Genomic DNA, 18,087 nt, shown 5'->3' on the forward strand with positions numbered 1-18,087 from the left:
CTGTTTACTGTTTACTGTTTACTGTTTACTGTTTACTGTTTACTGTTTACTGTTTACTGTTTACTGTTTACTGTTTACTGTTTACTGTTTACTGTTTACTGTTTACTGTTTACTGTTTACTGTTTACTGTTTACTGATCACTGATTACTGTTTACTGTTTACTGTTTACTGTTTACTGATCACTGATTACTGTTTAGACACTCTTGCACTTTAACCAGAGGTTGACTAAGAGGTATAATTAACTTTGCTTAGGTACTGAAGAAAAGGAGATTGACTAACAAATTTGCTTAAGGGGTTAATCAGGATGTAGAGACGTTTGTAGTCCACGTCCCTACGATGTTTTCCAACAAGACAAAGTTATGCTGCGATTAAACCGCCACAGCTTGATGAATGTAGCCTAATTCCGTCAATTTGTTCCAGACTTTGGCGACACTTTCCTCTAAAGTCTCTAAATCGGTGCGGCATTCCACTTCCGGGTTAAAAGGTGGTTCATAGGGATCATCAATTCCCGTAAAAGACTTGATTTCGCCAGCACGCGCTCTTTTATATAATCCTTTCACATCGCGCGCCTCACAGACATTTAAGGGAGCATTCACGAAAACTTCGACAAAACTGCCAATTTTTTGCCGTACTTCCTCGCGAATCTCACGATAGGGAGAAATAGCCGAAACTAGGACAATCACACCGTGACGGGTGAGCAAATTAGACACAAAACCAATGCGACGGATATTTTCATCGCGATCCTCTTTACTAAATCCTAAACCTTTGGTGAGGTTCGTCCGTACTACATCGCCATCGAGAACTTCAATGGAATAACCTTCAGCGATTAATTTTGCCTGTAATGCCTCGGTAATCGTGCTTTTCCCCGCACCACTCAATCCCGTTAACCAAACCGTCACGCCGCCTTGTTTCATAGCAATCATTAATAATACTTAAATCCTGTTTAGCGTACCATATCTCAGTGATCAGTGATCAGGAGTCAGGAGACAGGAGACAGGAGACAGGAGACAGGAGATAGGAGACAGGAGACAGGAGACAGGAGACAGGAGACAGGAGACAGGAGACAGGAGACAGGAGATAGGAGACAGGAGACAGGAGTCAGGAGATAGGAGATAGGAGTCAGGAGATAGGAGATAGGAGACAGGAGATAGGAGACAGGAGATTATTTTTATTTATTCTCCCCACACCCCACACCCCACACCCCACACCCCACACCCCATCACCCCATCACCCCACACCCTACACCCCACACCCCACACCCTACACCCCACACCCCACACCCCACACCCCACACCCCACTTCCCCAACCTGATTGAAACAAACAACCTGTCACCACGATCATTGATAATGTATGTTGAGTTACTGTCTTGAATAAGGTAATGTTTAAGAAATTCCCCCCTCACACCCCGCTCATTCTTGGACTAGGTTCTGGGGTTGCGCTTTTTACTCTCACCAGTCTCTTTCTCTTTCACCCGAAAATTCTCGCTTGGCTCGATCGCAATAGTGCGTCGCTTCCTAGCCAAGATCCTAACCAACCCTCTGCCGTGGTTGATAGCGCTTCTTTACCACAAACCGAGCGAGATGTCAAGTTAAAAGATGTTGCCGATGCCAACGCACCCTCTTTAGATCGTAGTCGCGCCCGCTATCTCCTGGCCATGGATTTATTGAGAAAATATGAAGGAGGTCCGGCTTTAAAACAATTAGAAGGCTTAGAAAAACAATATCCTGTCCTCGCTCCCCAGATTCTCCTCAAACAGGGACGCGCCCACGAATTAAGCAACGATAGTGAAAAAGCGCGAGAAATTTGGCAAAAATTACTGGAAACCTATCCCCAATCGCCCGTAGTGGCGGAAGCTTACTACTCTTTGGGCAAATACGACCCCAGTTATCATGAAAAATTGCTCAAGGAATACCCCCGACACCCGCGTACTTTGGCTTTAATTCGCCAACGTCTTCAAGAAAATCCCGATCAATTTCCCTTATGGTTGCAGTTAGCCAAGGCTAATCCTTTTGATCCTACCCTCAATCAAGCCCGCGATCGTTTGGTGAAAGACTACGCCGAGCAGTTAACTCCGGCGGATTGGGCAATGATTGGGGCGGGTTATTGGCAGTCGGGATTGTACGAAAAAGCCTATAAAGCCTACGCTAAAGCCACTCCTAGCCCCGAACAAGCCTATCGTTACGCCCGCGGGCTACAAATTGCCAAAAAACTGCCAGAAGCTCGCACCGCTTACCAAAAATTAATTAAAACCTATCCCCAGGCCCCAGAAACCGGTTTAGGATTACTGCGACTCGCCCAAATTTCTCCTAACCGCGATGCTATAGCATATCTCGATCGCATTGTCAAGCAATTTCCCGATCGCGCCCCGGAAGCTTTGGAAGCGAAAGCCAAATTACTCAACTCAACTAATGCCCAGGCCGCTAGTCAAACATGGCAGACTTTATTAAATAAATACCCAAAATCCGACGAAGCCGCCGATTATCGCTGGTTAATGGCCCAAAGAGCCGCTAAATCCGGTGATTACGCCAAGGCGTGGCAGTGGGCGCAGCCAATTGCGGTTAATAATTCCGATAGTCAAATTGCCCCGAAAGCAGCCTTTTGGGTGGGAAAATGGGCGCAAAAACTAGGAAAAAACCAAGAAGCAAAACAAGCTTTTACCTACACTATTTCTCGTCATCCCCATTCCTATTATGCTTGGCGCTCGGCGGTTTTATTAGGTTGGGACGTGGGGGATTTTACCACTGTCCGCTCCTATAACCCTACCACCGTCAAACCCGCCACTCGTAACGATCCCCCCGCTGGTTCGGAAGCTTTCAAGGAATTATATCGAATTGGTGAAGATACGGACGCTTGGAATCTCTGGCAAGCAGAAATTGTCGATCCTTGGAATTTAACCGTTGACGAACAATTTAACCTCGGTTTATATAAACTCTCTCGCAATCAAAATTTAGAAGGAATTAACCTGATTTGGCGCTTGCGAGAAAGAGATACCCCGGAGGAAAAGAAAGCCTGGAAACTCCTGCGACAAAATGATAAATACTGGCACGCTTTATTCCCTTTCCCCTACTACGATACCATCCTGCAATGGTCAAAAGATAGACAATTAAATCCCCTGCTAGTGACGGCTTTAATCCGGCAAGAATCCCGCTTTGAAAAAGAAATTCGTTCTCCTGTGGGGGCAGTGGGATTAATGCAAATTATGCCCGATACGGGTAAATATATCGCGGGTAATACTGGCAATAAAAGTTATTCTTTAACTAATCCCGAAGATAACATTATGATGGGGACATGGTATCTCGATTATACCCACGATAAATTCGCCGGAAATTCACTTTTTGCCGTGGCTAGTTATAACGCCGGACCTGGGGCAGTTTCCAAATGGAAACAACGTTTCGATTTTAGCGATCACGATGAATTTGTTGAGAATATTCCCTTTAGAGAAACTAAGGGTTATATAGAATCGGTGTTTGGTAATTATTGGAATTATCTCCAGATTTATAACCCCGAAATTCAAGAGCAAATGAACAGAATTGCTAACCCTTCCTAGGGAATTGATGGGGATGGGTAATTAACTCATTCCCTTAAAGTTATAATTAAATTGAAGATATATCCCCCCTTAATCCCCCCTTAATAAGGGGTGTGCCGATCCCCCCTTAATCCCCCCTTAATAAGGGGGGCATCTGACAGTTTTTAACACCTAGCTACTTACTAACTTTTTTCTTGATTATGCAATCATTTAACTGGCAAACCGTCGATCGAGATTCTCCTTTTACTCGCCTAGATTTTCGGACAAAATTAACCATGATGATCGTGGTTACTCTCATCGCTTTTACTTGGGAAAGTCCCCTCGCTGGCGGTTTGCTAACTCTTATTGTCGCTTTAGCTTGTCTCTGGGCTGGGGTAAAATGGTCTTATCTCCTCACCATTTTAAAATTCATGGCTCCTTTTTATCTATTCTTATTAATTACCATGGGATTTTTTAATGTAGAACAGGTAAAAGCTTTAACGGGAAAAACTGAATTAACTCCCTTATTAACTGTCGGTTCTACTCAAATGACTGTCGAGGGAACCCTCTACGGTTTAAATGTGATCTTTAAAACTCTCACCATGGTTTTAATTATTCCCCTCGCTATTTTTACCACTGATATAAATCAGATGATGGTGAGTTTAACTAAAGCCAGAATTCCTTACAAAATAGTCTTTATTTTTTCCTCTACCCTGCGCTTATTTCCTCTCCTAGTAGAAGAATCCCGATCGATTATTTCTGCTCAAAGATTACGAGGATTAGCAATAGAAAAAATGGGTTGGTTACAAAAAGGAAAAATTTACGCTTCTATCGCTGTACCTTTAATTTTAAACGCTATGGCTAAATCGCAAAAATTAGAGGTAGTTCTACAAGCTAAAGCTTTCTCTGGTGATCCTGATCGCACATTTTTACAGGAATCAATCTTAACCAATAAAGACTATTTATTAATTATTGGCTTTCTATTTTTATTGGTTTTGGCAATTATTCTCTATGTAAAATTCGGGGTGGGAAAATTTGCCTGGTTGTTTTAAAATTAATCCCTATTGTAAGTAGTTAGGTGTTAAAAACTATCAGTTTCCCCCCTTATCAAGGGGGATCCCCCCGCCTATCGGCACCCCCCTTATCAAGGGGGGCAGGGGGGATCGGCACCCCCTTATCAAGGGGGGATTAAGGGGGGATCGAACCCAAAATCTATCTTCAATTTAATTCTAACCAGCTACTTATAGCTCGATCGATCTGGGTATATAAAGCTTCTAAATCCCCGGAATTGTCCAAAACAATATCAGCTAAGGCAATTTTTTCGGCTAAAGGCATTTGATTATTAATCCGAGCGATCGCTTGTTCTCTGCTTAAGTTATTCCTAGTCATTAAGCGTTCAATTTGTTGCTCAAAACCGCAGGAAACCACCCAAATCTCTGTGACTAAATGGGTTAATTTGGCTTCCAATAATAAAGGAACAGAAAAAACAACTATCGGGGCTTCTAACTGCTCTAAATGCCGCTTAAAACATTCTCTAACGTAGGGATGAATCTGACTTTCTAACCAGATTTTTTCCTCGGGATTATTAAAAATAATCTCTCCTAACTGTTGGCGATTAAGGGAATTATCCTCAGTTTTAACTTTTCTGCCATAACGCTGAAAAATTCTCTCTAAAATTGCCGAACCTTTTTCCACTGCTTCCCGGGCATAAATATCCGCATCAAGGACAGGAATTTTGTAGATATTTTCTAAATAATTGGAAACCGTGGATTTACCACAGGCTATTCCCCCTGTTAACCCGATAATTCTTCTTGACATAAATTATTAAATTGCTAATCTCAATTAAGGTGCGTTACGCGCTCGCTAACACACCCCACAGTTATAAACTCTCTATCTGTTGTAAAACTCTTGCTTGTACTTGTTGATAGGCAGTTTCCACATCTCCTAAATCGCGACGAAAACGATCCTTATCGAGAATGCGCGCTTGGGCATCCTCTTGGGTTTTATCCCAGAGACGACAGGTATCGGGGCTAATTTCATCACCTAGATAAATTTTGCCCGTTTTATCAACTCCAAATTCTAACTTGAAATCGACGAGAATAATCTGGCACTTATCGAAAAATTCTTGCAGATATTGATTGATTTGCAGGGCTAAATCTCGTAACTGATTGACTTGCTCCTCGCTGGCAATATCGATCACTTTTATGCGATCGGTTGTTAACAAAGGATCGCCTAAAGCATCATCCTTGAGATAAAATTCTACAAGAGGAAAAGGTAAAACTTTCCCCTCCTTTAATCCCGTTTGCTTGCACAAACTCCCGGCGGCGATATTTCTGACTACTACCTCCAAAGGGATAATTTTAATCGCCTTGACACGCATTTCCCTAGAACTAGGGCGATCGATATAATGGGTAGGTATTCCTAGGGATTCTAACCATTGAAATAGGGCAGTGGAGACAGTACAGTTAATTTCTCCTTTGCCGACAATTTGCCCGCGTTTTTGGGCATTAAAAGCGGTGGCATCGTCTTTGTAATAAGTTAGGAGAATATCAGGATCCTCGGTTTGATAGAGAATTTTGGCCTTACCTTCATAGAGTTTTTCCATAGTTATCATCCTCGGCATTGATAAACGAAAATCGATGGTTAATCAGATAGCGGCAGCAGCAAATTTTGGCGATCAACCTAGACAAAAAATTTATATCATCGGGGAGATGATCGTTGAAAAAAAATAATGTATAATTGCTGCTTAAAGATAACTGCCAACATTTTGCGACCGAATCTTAACCTATAACCAAAAAGTGTCACGATCCCAGGGGTAAACTTTTGGCGAATCAGCCCAGTTTTTACTTAAATCCCCAATGATAGCCAACAACTGATATTATCTCCCATTCCCATTACCGAAAAATCTAAAGAAATTCCGCAAAATTACCCGCCATCGCCCTATGAACCAGAATCCTCCTAACGATGATAACCCGAATCTCCCCGATCGCCGCAAGGAGGATTTTCTCTATCCTCGCGCCCCCTACTATGGAGAATTTAAGCCAGAAAACTTGCTATTTAACGCCAATTTACAGGAATTTGCCCAAAAAGTCAGTTTTATTTGTAATCTGGAAACGGGGGGCAAAATCAGTTCTCTAGAAGCCTATCAAAAAATTAAAGCTCTCTGGAAAGACTTAAAACAGAGCAAAAAAGGCCTAGGCATTGGGGAAAATCCCTTTCAAAAAGATGATGATACCTAAAGGGTAATCAGGAAAAATCTCCTCGCTTGATAAAAAATACTGGGACAGAAATATTTTCTGCCCCATAGAATTAGATGAGCAAACGCTTAAAAATTACCGTGATTTTGGATGGCAGTTTCTAATTTTGCCACCACTTCCTCGACGCTAATTACTCCTAAATCGCCCGTGGCACGGGTGCGAATACTTAAACTATTACTTTCCATTTCTTTGGCCCCCACCACTGCCATCACGGGGATTTTTGCGGTTTCAGCATTGCGAATCATTTTACCCAAACGTTCGCCACTGGTATCGGTTTCGGCGCGAATTCCTAACAATTGCATTTTCGCTGTCACCTCTTTAGCGTAATCCAATTGACTATCACTAACCGGTAATAATCGTATCTGGACAGGAGCTAACCAAAGAGGAAAATCCCCTGCGTATTCTTCGATTAAAATACCGATTAAACGTTCCAAAGAACCAAAGGGTGCGCGATGAATCATCACCGGACGTTTACGATTACCATCTTCGGCAACGTATTCTAGTTCAAAACGTTCGGGTAAATTATAATCTACCTGTACCGTTCCTAACTGCCATTCTCTTTCGAGGGCATCTTGGAAAATAAAGTCTAATTTGGGACCATAAAAAGCCGCTTCTCCGGGGGCTTCAAAATAATCCATCCCCAAAGTTTGCACCGCTTTTCTAATCGCTGATTGTGCCTTTTCCCAAGCTTCATCGGAACCGATATACTTATCCGATTCGGGGTCACGAAAACTCAATCGCGCCTTAAAATTCTTTAATTGTAAACTCTTAAACACCGTCAAAATTAAATCAACAACGCTTAAAAATTCCTTGTCTAATTGTTCGGGAGTGACAAACAAATGGGAATCATCCACGGTAAAACCGCGAACTCTAGTTAACCCCCCCAATTCTCCCGATTGTTCGTAACGATAAACTGTACCGAATTCTGCCAAACGCATCGGCAATTCCCGATAGGATCTCAAATCACTTTTATAGATTTGAATATGAAAAGGACAGTTCATCGGTTTGAGGACAAATCCTATTTCTTTACCAGCAGATTCCTCATCGTCTGCCATCATGGGAAACATATCTTCTTTGTACTTTTGCCAGTGACCGGAAATTTTAAACAAATCGACGCGAGCAATATGGGGAGTAACTACGGGTAAATAACCGCGTTTTAACTGTTCTTTTTTGAGAAAATCTTCTAACAAAGAACGAATTAAAGTTCCTTTTGGTGTCCATAAAGGCAACCCCGGCCCGACAGAATCAGAGAAAATAAATAAACCTAATTCTTTGCCTAATTTCCGATGGTCCCGTTTGAGGGCCTCTTCCTTACGGCGCTTGTATTCGGCTAATTGTTGGGGATTTTCCCAAGCTGTGCCGTAAATGCGCTGTAATTGGGCTTTATTCTCATCCCCACGCCAATAAGCACCCGCTACCGTCTCTAATTCGATCGCTTTTGGGTCTAGTTCGCTTGTATTATCTAGATGCGGACCGGCGCACAAATCCCACCAAGCGTCACCAAGATGATAAAGGGTGATGGGTTCTTGAATTCCCGCCAGAATTTCCAGCTTATAGGGTTCATTAATCGCTTTAATGCGCTTTTCCGCCTCTTCCCGAGAAACTTGCTCGCGAATGACCGGCAGTTTTTTATTGATAATTTTGACCATCTCTTTTTTGATGTCCTTGAGATCCTTATCGGTAAAAGGTTCCGGCACATCAAAATCGTAGTAAAATCCGGTTTCAGTCCAAGGCCCGATAGTAACTTGGGCTTTCGGGAATAATTTCTGCACCGCCATGGCCATAACATGGGAGGTGGTGTGACGAATGCGCTTGAGGTGGTCGGATTCGCTGGTTTTCGGTAGTTTAATCGGGGCTTGGTTATCCATGTCTTTTGAATTTACACCTTCTCTATTCTCTATTTTAATGGTAAAAGGAGTCTTTAGTCAGGAAAAAAATCAAGATAGATATCAATGCCATTTCCCCCCATATCTAACCTCTAAACCCTCATCTCTATTTCCCGATGAAAAAACTAATTTTATCCTGTTTATTTTTGGGATTGGTTGCTTGTAATCCCTCAGTTAATACCACCGATAACCAAAAACCCAAGGTAATCTCCACTAGCACAATTATCGCCGATTTAACCGCAGGAGTGGGCGGTGAAGAAATTGACCATCAAGACATTTTAAAACCGGGGGATGATCCCCACGTTTATGAACCGGTTCCCGCCGATAGTGTCGCTTTAGAAAAAGCCGATTTAATTCTCTATAACGGTTATAATCTCGAACCGGGGTTAATTAAAATGATCAATTCTACGGCAGTTAAAGCTAAAAAAGTGGCTGTGGGAGAAGCCATTACACCTTTACAACTGGAAAAAGAGGGGCAGAAAGTACCCGATCCCCATGTTTGGGGTTCGGCAAAAAATGGCATAATCATGGTGAAAACAATCCGAGATCAATTGATTGAATTAAGTCCCGAAGATAAAGAGATTTTTACTGAAAATGCCGCCCAATTAATCAGGGAATTAGAAAATCTTGATCGCTGGATTACTGCGGCTATTAAAACTATCCCCCCTTCCCAAAGGCAATTAGTCACCACTCATGACGCTTTTCAGTATTATGCTCATGCCTACGGGTTAAAAGTAGCGGGAACTTTAATTGGCATTAGTACCGAAGAACAACCTAGCGCCCAAACGGTGAAAAATTTAGCCGATGCTATTAAAAATCTCCAGGTTCCTGCTATCTTTGCCGAGACGACTATTAATCCCGCTTTAATTACCACTGTAGCCGCAGAAGCGGGGGTAAAATTAGCACCAAAACAATTATATTCTGATTCGATCGGTGCGGTGGGTACTGGGGGGGATAGTTATGTAAAAATGCTCAGGGAAAATACTCGATCGATCGTGGAATCTTTAGGAGGAAAAGTACCCGAATAAAAATAAATAATTGGGGGAAGTGGGGAAGTGGGGTAGTGGGGAATTTGGGTGATGGGGGTGCGTTACCCTAGGCTAACACCCCCACGGGGTTTATTTGCCAAATCCTTTACCGCGATTGACAGCAGGTAAAATGAGACAACTGTTAATCTGTTCTTTTAGGGTTTCATGATCGAGATTTTGACCGATAAGAACTAGCTGATTTTTGGGAGTACCTTTCCATTCGTCATCTTCGAGAGTAAAACGTTTGCCACTGAGGTGAAAAATATGACGTTTAGGACTTTCATCAAACCAGAGAATCCCCTTAGCGCGGAAAACGCTTTCCGGTAACTGATTATCGAGGAAATATTGGAACTTCCGAATCGAAAAAGGTTGGTCACTAGCAAAGGAAATAGAAGTAAATCCATCCACCTCTAAATGATTGGAATGGTCGTGATGATCATGATTGTGATCGTGATCGTGGTGGTGATCGTGGTCGCAGTGGTCGTGATCGTGGTCGTGGTGATCATGGTCGTGGTGTTCTTCTTCTGTGTCGAAATATTTATCCGATTCAAATAGTCCGACGCTGAGAATTAAGGGTAAAGGAACCTGACTTTTGCTAGTACGAAGAATTCTCGCTCCTTGCTTCATGTCCCGGATTCTTATTTCTAAAGAATCCACATCCGCTTCATCCACTAGATCGGTTTTATTGAGAACAATAATATCACCGTAGGTGATTTGACTTAAGGCCGCTTGCGAGTTGAATAAATCGAGACTAAAATTGGCACAATCCACCATAGTGACAATGGAATCTAAACGGGTCATTTCCCGTAATTCTGTACCTAAAAAGGTTAAAGCTACCGGTAAAGGATCGGCTAATCCCGTGGTTTCTACGACTAAATAATCGATTTTTTCGGGACGTTCGAGAACTTTATAAACCGCTTGAATTAAATCCTCGTTGATCGTGCAGCAAATACAGCCATTATTTAATTCTACCATGCTGTCATCACTGCTGATAATCAGTTCGTTATCGATACCGATTTCACCGAATTCATTGACAAGAACAGCAGTTTTTAATCCCTGTTGATTGCTGAGAATATGATTGAGGAGAGTAGTCTTACCACTACCAAGAAACCCAGTAATAATTGTTACCGGTAGCCCTTTTTTTGGCACTGACATCGTGTTAATAGCTTGTGATTCGACGGTTTGCATAATGATTTGGGGGTGAGTATTCTGTCACTAAAAAGCGATTTTTCGGGATGAGATAGCTAGTTTTTCTCGATCAAACAGTCTCCACTCGATCGCCGACTATTTTTATTGTAGATATTTTTGGACCACATCCCATCCTGTTAGGGTAACAAAAAGAAAACCCAGAAACAATAAAAGATTAGTGCCGATGTGGAGAGACCGCGCTAGAGGTGGACGAGTTGTAATGTTCAGGCCGCTAATTGCCGAAACAAAAACCAGAAAAACCACCGATAAACCCGCTATCAGGTGGGAAGAGTGGCCTAAACTGCCATAATGACCGATTGTTCCCACTAATCCGATTCCCAGCAGAATTAAGACCAAAGCAACCATGATCAGGCCGCTGAGGAGATGAAAGGATCTTAACCATTTCGGTCGAGATTGGCCCGCGAGTCGTCGATAACCCATGTTTACCCCCGAAACCGCTAGTAAAAAATAGGCAAAGAGGGTAAATCCCATCGACCAAGCGGCAATTTTCCATAACCAGAGAAAGGAAGGGAGATTCATAGGGGTGGGATTATTATTAGCAAGGAAAGGGACGACCGATCGTGTTAATTTAAGTTTACCGGACAAAAATCAGCAAGTTAGGGCTAATATGTCTCATCTCACCATCGACACAGAAAATAATCAGCGTCAACCCTTTGAGTTACCCGGGGCTAAACCCCATTATAACCCCGATCGACCCGGACAAGTTAATCATATTTTTCTCGATTTAATTATTGATATTCCTCAACAAAGTTTTCAGGGCAGCTGTCAGATTACCCTCACCCCCATTCGTCAGGGAATTAGCAGTTTAACTCTGGACGCGGTGGATTTAAATATTAATTCTGTGTTCATTGAAGGTATCAGTCAACCCTTTGACTATGATCGTTCTCTTCTGACCATTCATCTGCTGCAACCCACCACCGATAAACCGATTATCCTGACGATTAACTATCAGGTTAAGCAACCACAACGGGGGTTATATTTTATCGGCCCCGATGAATATTATCCCGATAAACCGATGCAAGTTTGGACCCAGGGAGAAGATGAAGATTCTCGCTTTTGGTTTCCCTGTTTTGATTACCCTGGCCAATTAGCCACTTCCGAAATTCGGGTTAAAATTCCCCAACCCTATATCGCTATTTCTAACGGGGAATTAATCTCGGTGGAACCCGTTGGTGAGGACAGAATTTATCACTGGTCACAAAAGCAAATTCATCCCACCTATTTAATGACTCTTGCGGTGGGAGATTTTGCTGAATTATGCGACTCATGGAATGGTGTTCCTGTCACTTATTATGTGGAAAAAGGACGGGAAGAAGAGGGCCAAAGAAGTATGGGTAAAACTCCCCGCATGATCGAGTTTTTTAGCCAAAAGTTTGGTTATCCCTATCCCTATCCTAAATACGCACAAGTTTGTGTAGATGATTTTATTTTTGGTGGGATGGAAAATACTTCTACCACAATTTTAACCGATCGCTGTTTAATTGATCAAAGAGCCAGCATTGATCATACTTGGACAGAAAGCTTAGTTGCCCATGAATTAGCTCATCAATGGTTCGGTGATTTAGTGGTGATTAAACACTGGTCTCACGCTTGGATTAAAGAGGGAATGGCCTCCTATTCTGAGGTTTTATGGACAGAATCGGAATACGGAAAAGCTGCTGGTAGTTATTATTTATTAGGGGAAGCAAGAAGTTATTTAGAAGAAGATACTTCCCGCTATCGTCGTCCGATTGTTACTCATGTTTATCGAGAAGCGATCGAACTTTATGATCGTCATCTCTACGAAAAAGGTGCTTGTGTTTATCACATGATCCGCTCTATTTTAGGGGAAGATTTATTCGGAAAAGCGATTCAGACTTTTGTGCGAGATAATGCCCATAAAACCGTGGAAACTGTGGACTTATTACGGGCGATCGAAAAAGCGACCGGCTACAATTTATTATTCCTCTTTGATCAGTACGTTTATCGCGGTGGTCATCCCGATTATAAGGTGGCCTACAGTTGGGACAATCAGAATAATTTAGCCCAATTAACTGTCACCCAAACCCAGGACGAAAAAGAACTATTCGACTTGAAAATTCCCGTCGCTTTTGCCTATCTCAACTCTGAGGATCTTACCTACAATCTGCGGATTCACCAAAAAGAACAAAGTTTCTATTTTCCCCTAGCACAAAAGCCCGATTTTGTCAAGTTCGATCGGGGTAATAATTTCCTCAAAACCGTCACTCTTGAGTATCCCATCGGTGAATTAAAAGCGCAATTACAACAGGATACCGATCCAATTTCCCGTATCTATGCAGCCATAGCCATTGCTAAAAAAGGCGGTTTAGAAGCGATCGAAGCTTTAGGGACATCCCTAGAAAATGAGCCTTTTTGGGGGGTGCGTGTGGAGGTGGTCAAACAGTTAGCGACTCTTGGTTTAGATCAGGCGGTTACTGCTTTAATTAAAGGTTTAAACGACGAAAAAGCACAAGTACGTCGGGCAGTTGTCGAGGGATTAAGTGAAATTAAAACCTTAGATAGTTATCACGCGCTTAAATCCCTACTAGAAGCTGGAGATGCTAGTTATTATGTGGAAGCGGCCGCGGCGCGAGGATTAGGCTCTATGGCCGTGGGACAATTGCAAAATAAAGAAGGGGAAATTATTGACCTGCTCAATCATGTTTTACAGTTAAGAAAGGGGTGGAATGAGGTAGTAAGAGCGGGCGCGATTGGCGGTTTAAGCCAGTTAAAAACCTCGCCGGCGGCTTTGGAGTCAATTTTGACCTACACGGCTTTAGGCACGCCTCAACCCCTGAGATTAGGGGCTATCCGCGCCCTGGGAGCGATTTCTTCCGGACAAACCACGGATAAATTAACCGTAATTTTGGAACGTTTAGAAACCATTGCCAAGGAAACTTTTTTCTTGACGCAAGTGGCAGTGTGTAACGCTTTAGGACAGATAGAAAATGCCAAAGCTATCGTTATTTTACAAGCTTTGAGCGATCGAACTCCCGATGGTCGTGTCCGTCGTGTAGCCGAGGAAGCAGTACAAAAAGTCCAGAAAAAATTGGGTTCCGAGAAAGCAATTCAGGAAATTCGCGAGGAATTAGAAAAAATGAAACAGGAAAATCAGGAACTTAAAAGTCGTTTGACCAAATTAGAGGCGAAAAATGGTTAGTTAACCTGAGTTATCAGTTATCAGTTATCAGTTATCAGTTGAGTATAGGCTACATATCAGAACAGGCAAAAGGCAATAGGGGCAATAGATAATCAGTTTTTAATAACCAGATTTTAGTATCATTCATTAGTTATCTGTTTACTGTCTTGAGAGAACCATGGGATTAGGAGAAACAGACACCAGAGCCAAATTAATTGACCCCGTCCTGCATCAAAGAGGATGGACCGAGGATTGTCTCAAGCGAGAAGAAACCCCGGGGGCAATTCAAATTATCGATGGGGAAGCCGAACGCGCCAGGGGAAGGATCGATTATACCCTGCGAGTGGCCGTCAGTAGCGACAGCCAACCCTTAGCCGTCGCCCTAATAGAAGCAAAAAAGGAAGATGCGCCCCCCACTGAAGGCTTAGAACAGGTTAAACGCTATGCCAAAGGGTTAAATGTACCGTTTGTGTACTCCTGTAACGGTCATCTTTTTGTCGAACACGATCGCACGACGAATATAACTTCAGCCCCTCAGCCCCTCAGCCAATTTCCTACCCCGGCCGAACTGAGGGGGAGATACGAGCAGTATGTAGGCTTCAGCCTAGCAGAGGAGGTCGCCCGTCCCCTGCTGACTCCCTATAAGGGGGGAGAAGGAGGACGGCGTTACTACCAAGATGCTGCCATCCGCGCTGCTTTGGAAAAAATTGCCCGCTGCCAGCAAACAGGCTCCCCGGCGCGAGTCCTTCTAACCCTGGCAACGGGCGCGGGTAAGACTTTTATCGCCTGTAACCTACTGCGAAAGATAGCAGATGCCGGACAGTTGCGACGGGCGTTATTTGTCTGCGATCGCGATGAGTTGAGAACCCAGGGGGCGGCGGCTTTGCAAATTGCCTTCGGTTCCGAGGCGGCGGAAGTAGAAAAGAACCAACCCCACAAGAATGCCCGTGTTTTAATTGCCACCTATCAAACCCTGAATGTGGACAAGGAAGAGGACATGGGGAATTTTTTAACCACCCATTACCCGGAAAATTATTTCAGCCATATGATCATCGATGAGTGTCACCGTTCCGCTTGGGGTAAGTGGTCGCAAGTTCTCACCCGCAACAGTGAAGCGGTACAGGTGGGGTTGACGGCAACTCCCCGGGAATTGGAGTTTACAGAAGACTCGCCCGAATCAGAAGCCGATAGACAAATCACCGCCGATAATATGGCCTATTTTGGCGAACCTGTCTATGAATACGACATCGGACAAGGGATAGAGGATGGCTATCTTGCCGCCTGCGAAATTGTTAGGAGCGCCATCAACCTCGATGACACGGGCATTACAGTGGAGGAGGTCATCAGCAGAAATCCCCTTGATGCCAACACGGGACAGCCCATCCCAGAGGCAGAAATTAGGGAAATGTACGAGAAAACCAGTTATGAGCGGTTAATTTTGCTCCCTGACCGTGTGATGGCGATGGCGGGGGATTTATTCAATCATTTGTTAACAACGGGGGGAGTGGAACAGAAAACGATTATCTTCTGTGTTAATGACCGCCATGCTGATGCTGTAGCCATTGAGATGAATAATCTCTATAGCCGTTGGTGTGCCGCTAAGGGGGAAAAGCCGAAGGATTATTATGCTTTCAAGTGTACGGCGAAATCTTCGGGTAATGACTATTTGCCGGATTTAAAGGGCAGTTCCCGTTCCCATTTTGTCGCGACGACGGTAGATCTTTTAACCACCGGCGTCGATGTCCCCAATGTGAGAAATATTGTCTTTTTTAAATATGTCAATTCTCCCATTAGTTTCTATCAAATGGTAGGGCGGGGGACGCGGTTGCATCTACCCACTAATAAGTTAATGTTTCGGGTGTATGACTACACTAATGCTACCCGTTTATTTGGGGAGAAGTTTCTCGATAAGTTAGCCACCAAAAAGGGTACGGCGGCGGAACCAAAGGAAAGGCAGCAACGGCGGGTTATCTCCGTTGAGGGGTTTGAGGTGAATATTACTCCGGTGGGGCGCTATATTCTGACGACGGTGGACGGAGAAACGAAGCCGATAACGGTAGAAGAGTATCGAGAGAGGCTGGCGGAATCCTTGGTTAATCAGGTGACTAATTTGACCTTATTTCGTTCAATTTGGGTTCAGCCGGAGGAGAGGGGGAAGTTATTACAAATACTGCCCGATGGGGGGCGATCGGCAAGTATAATTAGGACACTAGATGAGTTGGAAGCTTGCGATTTATTTGATGTTTTGGGAGAGTTGGGTTATGGTTTGCACCGTCTGACTCGTTTGGAAAGAGCGGAAGCTTTTAGTTATAAACAGGAGGATTGGTTACGCGAAATGCCAGAAGAAACGGCGGCGACAGTGAGGGCGATCGCTTCTCAGTTTGGTAAGTCGGGGACGGAAGGATTAGAAAATAAGCTCATTTTTCAAGTGCCGGAAGTGACTAAGGCTGGGGGTTTGTCGGCGTTAAAGTTAGTAGGTAAACCCTCTGAGATCATACAGGAAACTAAGATAAGATTGTTTGCCGCTTAGGGGTTTTAATTTGGGATTGGTATTTGAATGTTTATGATTGGGCAAGGGAGTTATTATGAGTCAGGAAAATGATCGGCAGTTGCCCGATGGTTGGCAGTGGGTAAAGTTAGGGGATGTTTGTGATCCAACAACAGGAATATATAATCCCAAACTAACTCCATTGAATTTCTTTAAATATGTCGATATTAGTAGTATCGACAATACAAACAAAAAAATAACTGATGCTAAAACTATACTTGGTAAAGACGCTCCTAGTCGCGCTAGAAAAATCATATACAAAAATGATGTTTTAGTCGCTACTACTCGCCCAAATTTAAACTCAGTAGCTTTGGTTGATTCTGTTTTTGATCAGCAAGTTTGCAGTACAGGTTTTTGTGTACTTCGTGCTGATAAAAATTTAGATCCTATCTATTTATTTAAATACGTTCAATCTCAATATTTTGTCAACAATCTTTCTAATCTCGTCAAAGGATCAATGTATCCTGCTGTCACAGATAGTCAAGTTAGAGAACAATTAATCCCCCTCCCACCCCTAAGCGAACAAAAGCGAATAGCCGCCATTCTTAATGAACAGATGGAAGCGGTAGAAAAGGCACGAAAAGCAACAGAAGCACAGTTAGAAGCTGCCAAGGCTTTACCTGCTGCCTATCTTCGGGCTGTTTTTGAAAGTGAGGAGGCTAATTCTTGGGAGAGGAGAAAGTTAGGGGATATTGCAAAATTAGAAAGAGGGAAATTTACCCCAAGACCTCGTAACGATCCTCGCTATTATGGAGGGGATTATCCGTGGATACAAACTGGAGAAGTAGAATCAGCTAATAAATATATTACGGCTTATAATACTACTTTAAATGCCGATGGTTTAGCAGTCAGTAAATTGTTCCCAAAAGGAACATTAGTAATAACTATAGCCGCTACCATTGGTGCTGTTGGTATTCTGGATTTTGATAGTTGTATGCCAGATAGCTTAGTTGGTATTACCCCATATTTGGAAGCAAGTAATACAGATTTTATCTATTACAGCTTGTTATTTATTAGGGAACATCTAAAATCGATAGCACCTCAAGTAGCACAGGCAAACTTAAAATTAAGTATACTTCAACCTTTAGAAATATCTCTGCCTAGCCTTGCCAAACAACAACAAATCGCCTCAACTCTAACCGAACAAATGCAAGAAGTGGAACGACTGAAACAGAACTTAAAAGAGCAACTCGACACCATCAATAAACTCCCCGCCGTCCTATTGCGCCGCGCCTTTAAGGGAGAATTATAGTTATGCAAACAATAGACATAGAAAAAACACAGCAAGCATGGACAAACTTAAACCAAATACTGTTCATACCTCGTACCGAATCAGAAGAAAATCGCTATTATTTTACTAAATGACAGAAAACCTAATTAGGGTCTGCTGAATAAATCTAAAAACCTTGTTGGATAAGACTTTTGGACTTTTTTCCCCTCAAAAAGTGCCAGCCATTGCGGGGATCGGGGGAAAATTCAGGTACTTTTTCCCTGAAAATTAGGTAGTTGACCAC

Annotated in this window: 13 protein-coding genes; 7 read left to right on the forward strand and 6 right to left on the reverse strand. The window is 43.0% G+C overall.

Translation table 11 applies throughout. The annotated features are described in order from the left end of the window. Positions 1–368 precede the first annotated feature (368 nt). Positions 369–914, reverse strand: a complete 546-nt coding sequence (gene cysC, locus O9295_RS07740) for an adenylyl-sulfate kinase (protein WP_061432214.1) — start codon at positions 912–914, stop codon at positions 369–371. Positions 915–1,379: 465 nt separating this feature from the next. On the opposite strand from cysC, the gene O9295_RS07745 reads away from it, so the two are divergent. Together O9295_RS07745 and O9295_RS07750 are read left to right on the forward strand one after the other, a co-directional pair. Further along, entirely contained in the window at positions 1,380–3,548 is a 2,169-nt protein-coding gene (locus tag O9295_RS07745; RefSeq protein ID WP_288032575.1) for a lytic transglycosylase domain-containing protein, read from the forward strand. Between the two features lie 179 nt (positions 3,549–3,727). After that, positions 3,728–4,558: an energy-coupling factor transporter transmembrane component T family protein gene (locus O9295_RS07750; RefSeq protein WP_288032576.1), complete on the forward strand. Its 831-nt coding sequence runs from the start codon at positions 3,728–3,730 to the stop codon at positions 4,556–4,558. Positions 4,559–4,724: 166 nt separating this feature from the next. Here O9295_RS07750 and coaE read toward each other — a convergent pair whose 3' ends face one another. Next, entirely contained in the window at positions 4,725–5,324 is a 600-nt protein-coding gene (gene coaE / locus O9295_RS07755; protein WP_288032578.1) for a dephospho-CoA kinase, read from the reverse strand. A 61-nt stretch (positions 5,325–5,385) separates the two neighbouring features. Further along, a complete protein-coding gene (gene purC, locus O9295_RS07760; RefSeq protein WP_288032579.1) occupies positions 5,386–6,111 on the reverse strand; it encodes a phosphoribosylaminoimidazolesuccinocarboxamide synthase in 726 nt (241 codons plus the stop codon). A 337-nt stretch (positions 6,112–6,448) separates the two neighbouring features. On the opposite strand from purC, the gene O9295_RS07765 reads away from it, so the two are divergent. Continuing rightward, positions 6,449–6,745 (forward strand): DUF7219 family protein, encoded by a 297-nt coding sequence (locus O9295_RS07765; RefSeq protein WP_002743720.1) that lies wholly within the window; start codon positions 6,449–6,451, stop codon positions 6,743–6,745. Positions 6,746–6,831: 86 nt separating this feature from the next. Here O9295_RS07765 and thrS read toward each other — a convergent pair whose 3' ends face one another. After that, on the reverse strand, positions 6,832–8,631 hold the full coding sequence (gene thrS / locus O9295_RS07770; RefSeq protein ID WP_288032580.1) for a threonine--tRNA ligase: 1,800 nt from the start codon (positions 8,629–8,631) through the stop codon (positions 6,832–6,834). A 134-nt stretch (positions 8,632–8,765) separates the two neighbouring features. Between thrS and O9295_RS07775 the strand changes: the two genes are divergently transcribed. Beyond that, complete coding sequence (locus O9295_RS07775) at positions 8,766–9,677, forward strand: metal ABC transporter solute-binding protein, Zn/Mn family (RefSeq protein ID WP_288032581.1); 912 nt, start codon at positions 8,766–8,768, stop codon at positions 9,675–9,677. Positions 9,678–9,767: 90 nt separating this feature from the next. Here the strand turns inward: O9295_RS07775 and O9295_RS07780 are convergent, their stop codons facing one another. Next, positions 9,768–10,865: a CobW family GTP-binding protein gene (locus tag O9295_RS07780; RefSeq protein WP_288032582.1), complete on the reverse strand. Its 1,098-nt coding sequence runs from the start codon at positions 10,863–10,865 to the stop codon at positions 9,768–9,770. Between the two features lie 102 nt (positions 10,866–10,967). Next, positions 10,968–11,405, reverse strand: coding sequence for a DUF4079 domain-containing protein (locus O9295_RS07785; RefSeq protein WP_002743713.1), 438 nt, complete (start codon positions 11,403–11,405; stop codon positions 10,968–10,970). A gap of 4 nt (positions 11,406–11,409) precedes the next feature. Between O9295_RS07785 and O9295_RS07790 the strand changes: the two genes are divergently transcribed. From O9295_RS07790 to O9295_RS07800, 3 genes are all read left to right on the forward strand, one after another. After that, positions 11,410–14,046, forward strand: coding sequence for a M1 family metallopeptidase (locus tag O9295_RS07790; protein WP_288032584.1), 2,637 nt, complete (start codon positions 11,410–11,412; stop codon positions 14,044–14,046). 157 nt (positions 14,047–14,203) lie between these two features. Further along, positions 14,204–16,555 (forward strand): DEAD/DEAH box helicase family protein, encoded by a 2,352-nt coding sequence (locus tag O9295_RS07795; protein WP_288032585.1) that lies wholly within the window; start codon positions 14,204–14,206, stop codon positions 16,553–16,555. A gap of 79 nt (positions 16,556–16,634) precedes the next feature. Continuing rightward, positions 16,635–17,825, forward strand: a complete 1,191-nt coding sequence (locus tag O9295_RS07800; RefSeq protein WP_288032586.1) for a restriction endonuclease subunit S — start codon at positions 16,635–16,637, stop codon at positions 17,823–17,825. Positions 17,826–18,087: the final 262 nt, after the last annotated feature.

Source organism: Microcystis sp. LE18-22.4A, assembly GCF_027531105.1.
Taxonomy (GTDB): domain Bacteria; phylum Cyanobacteriota; class Cyanobacteriia; order Cyanobacteriales; family Microcystaceae; genus Microcystis; species Microcystis aeruginosa.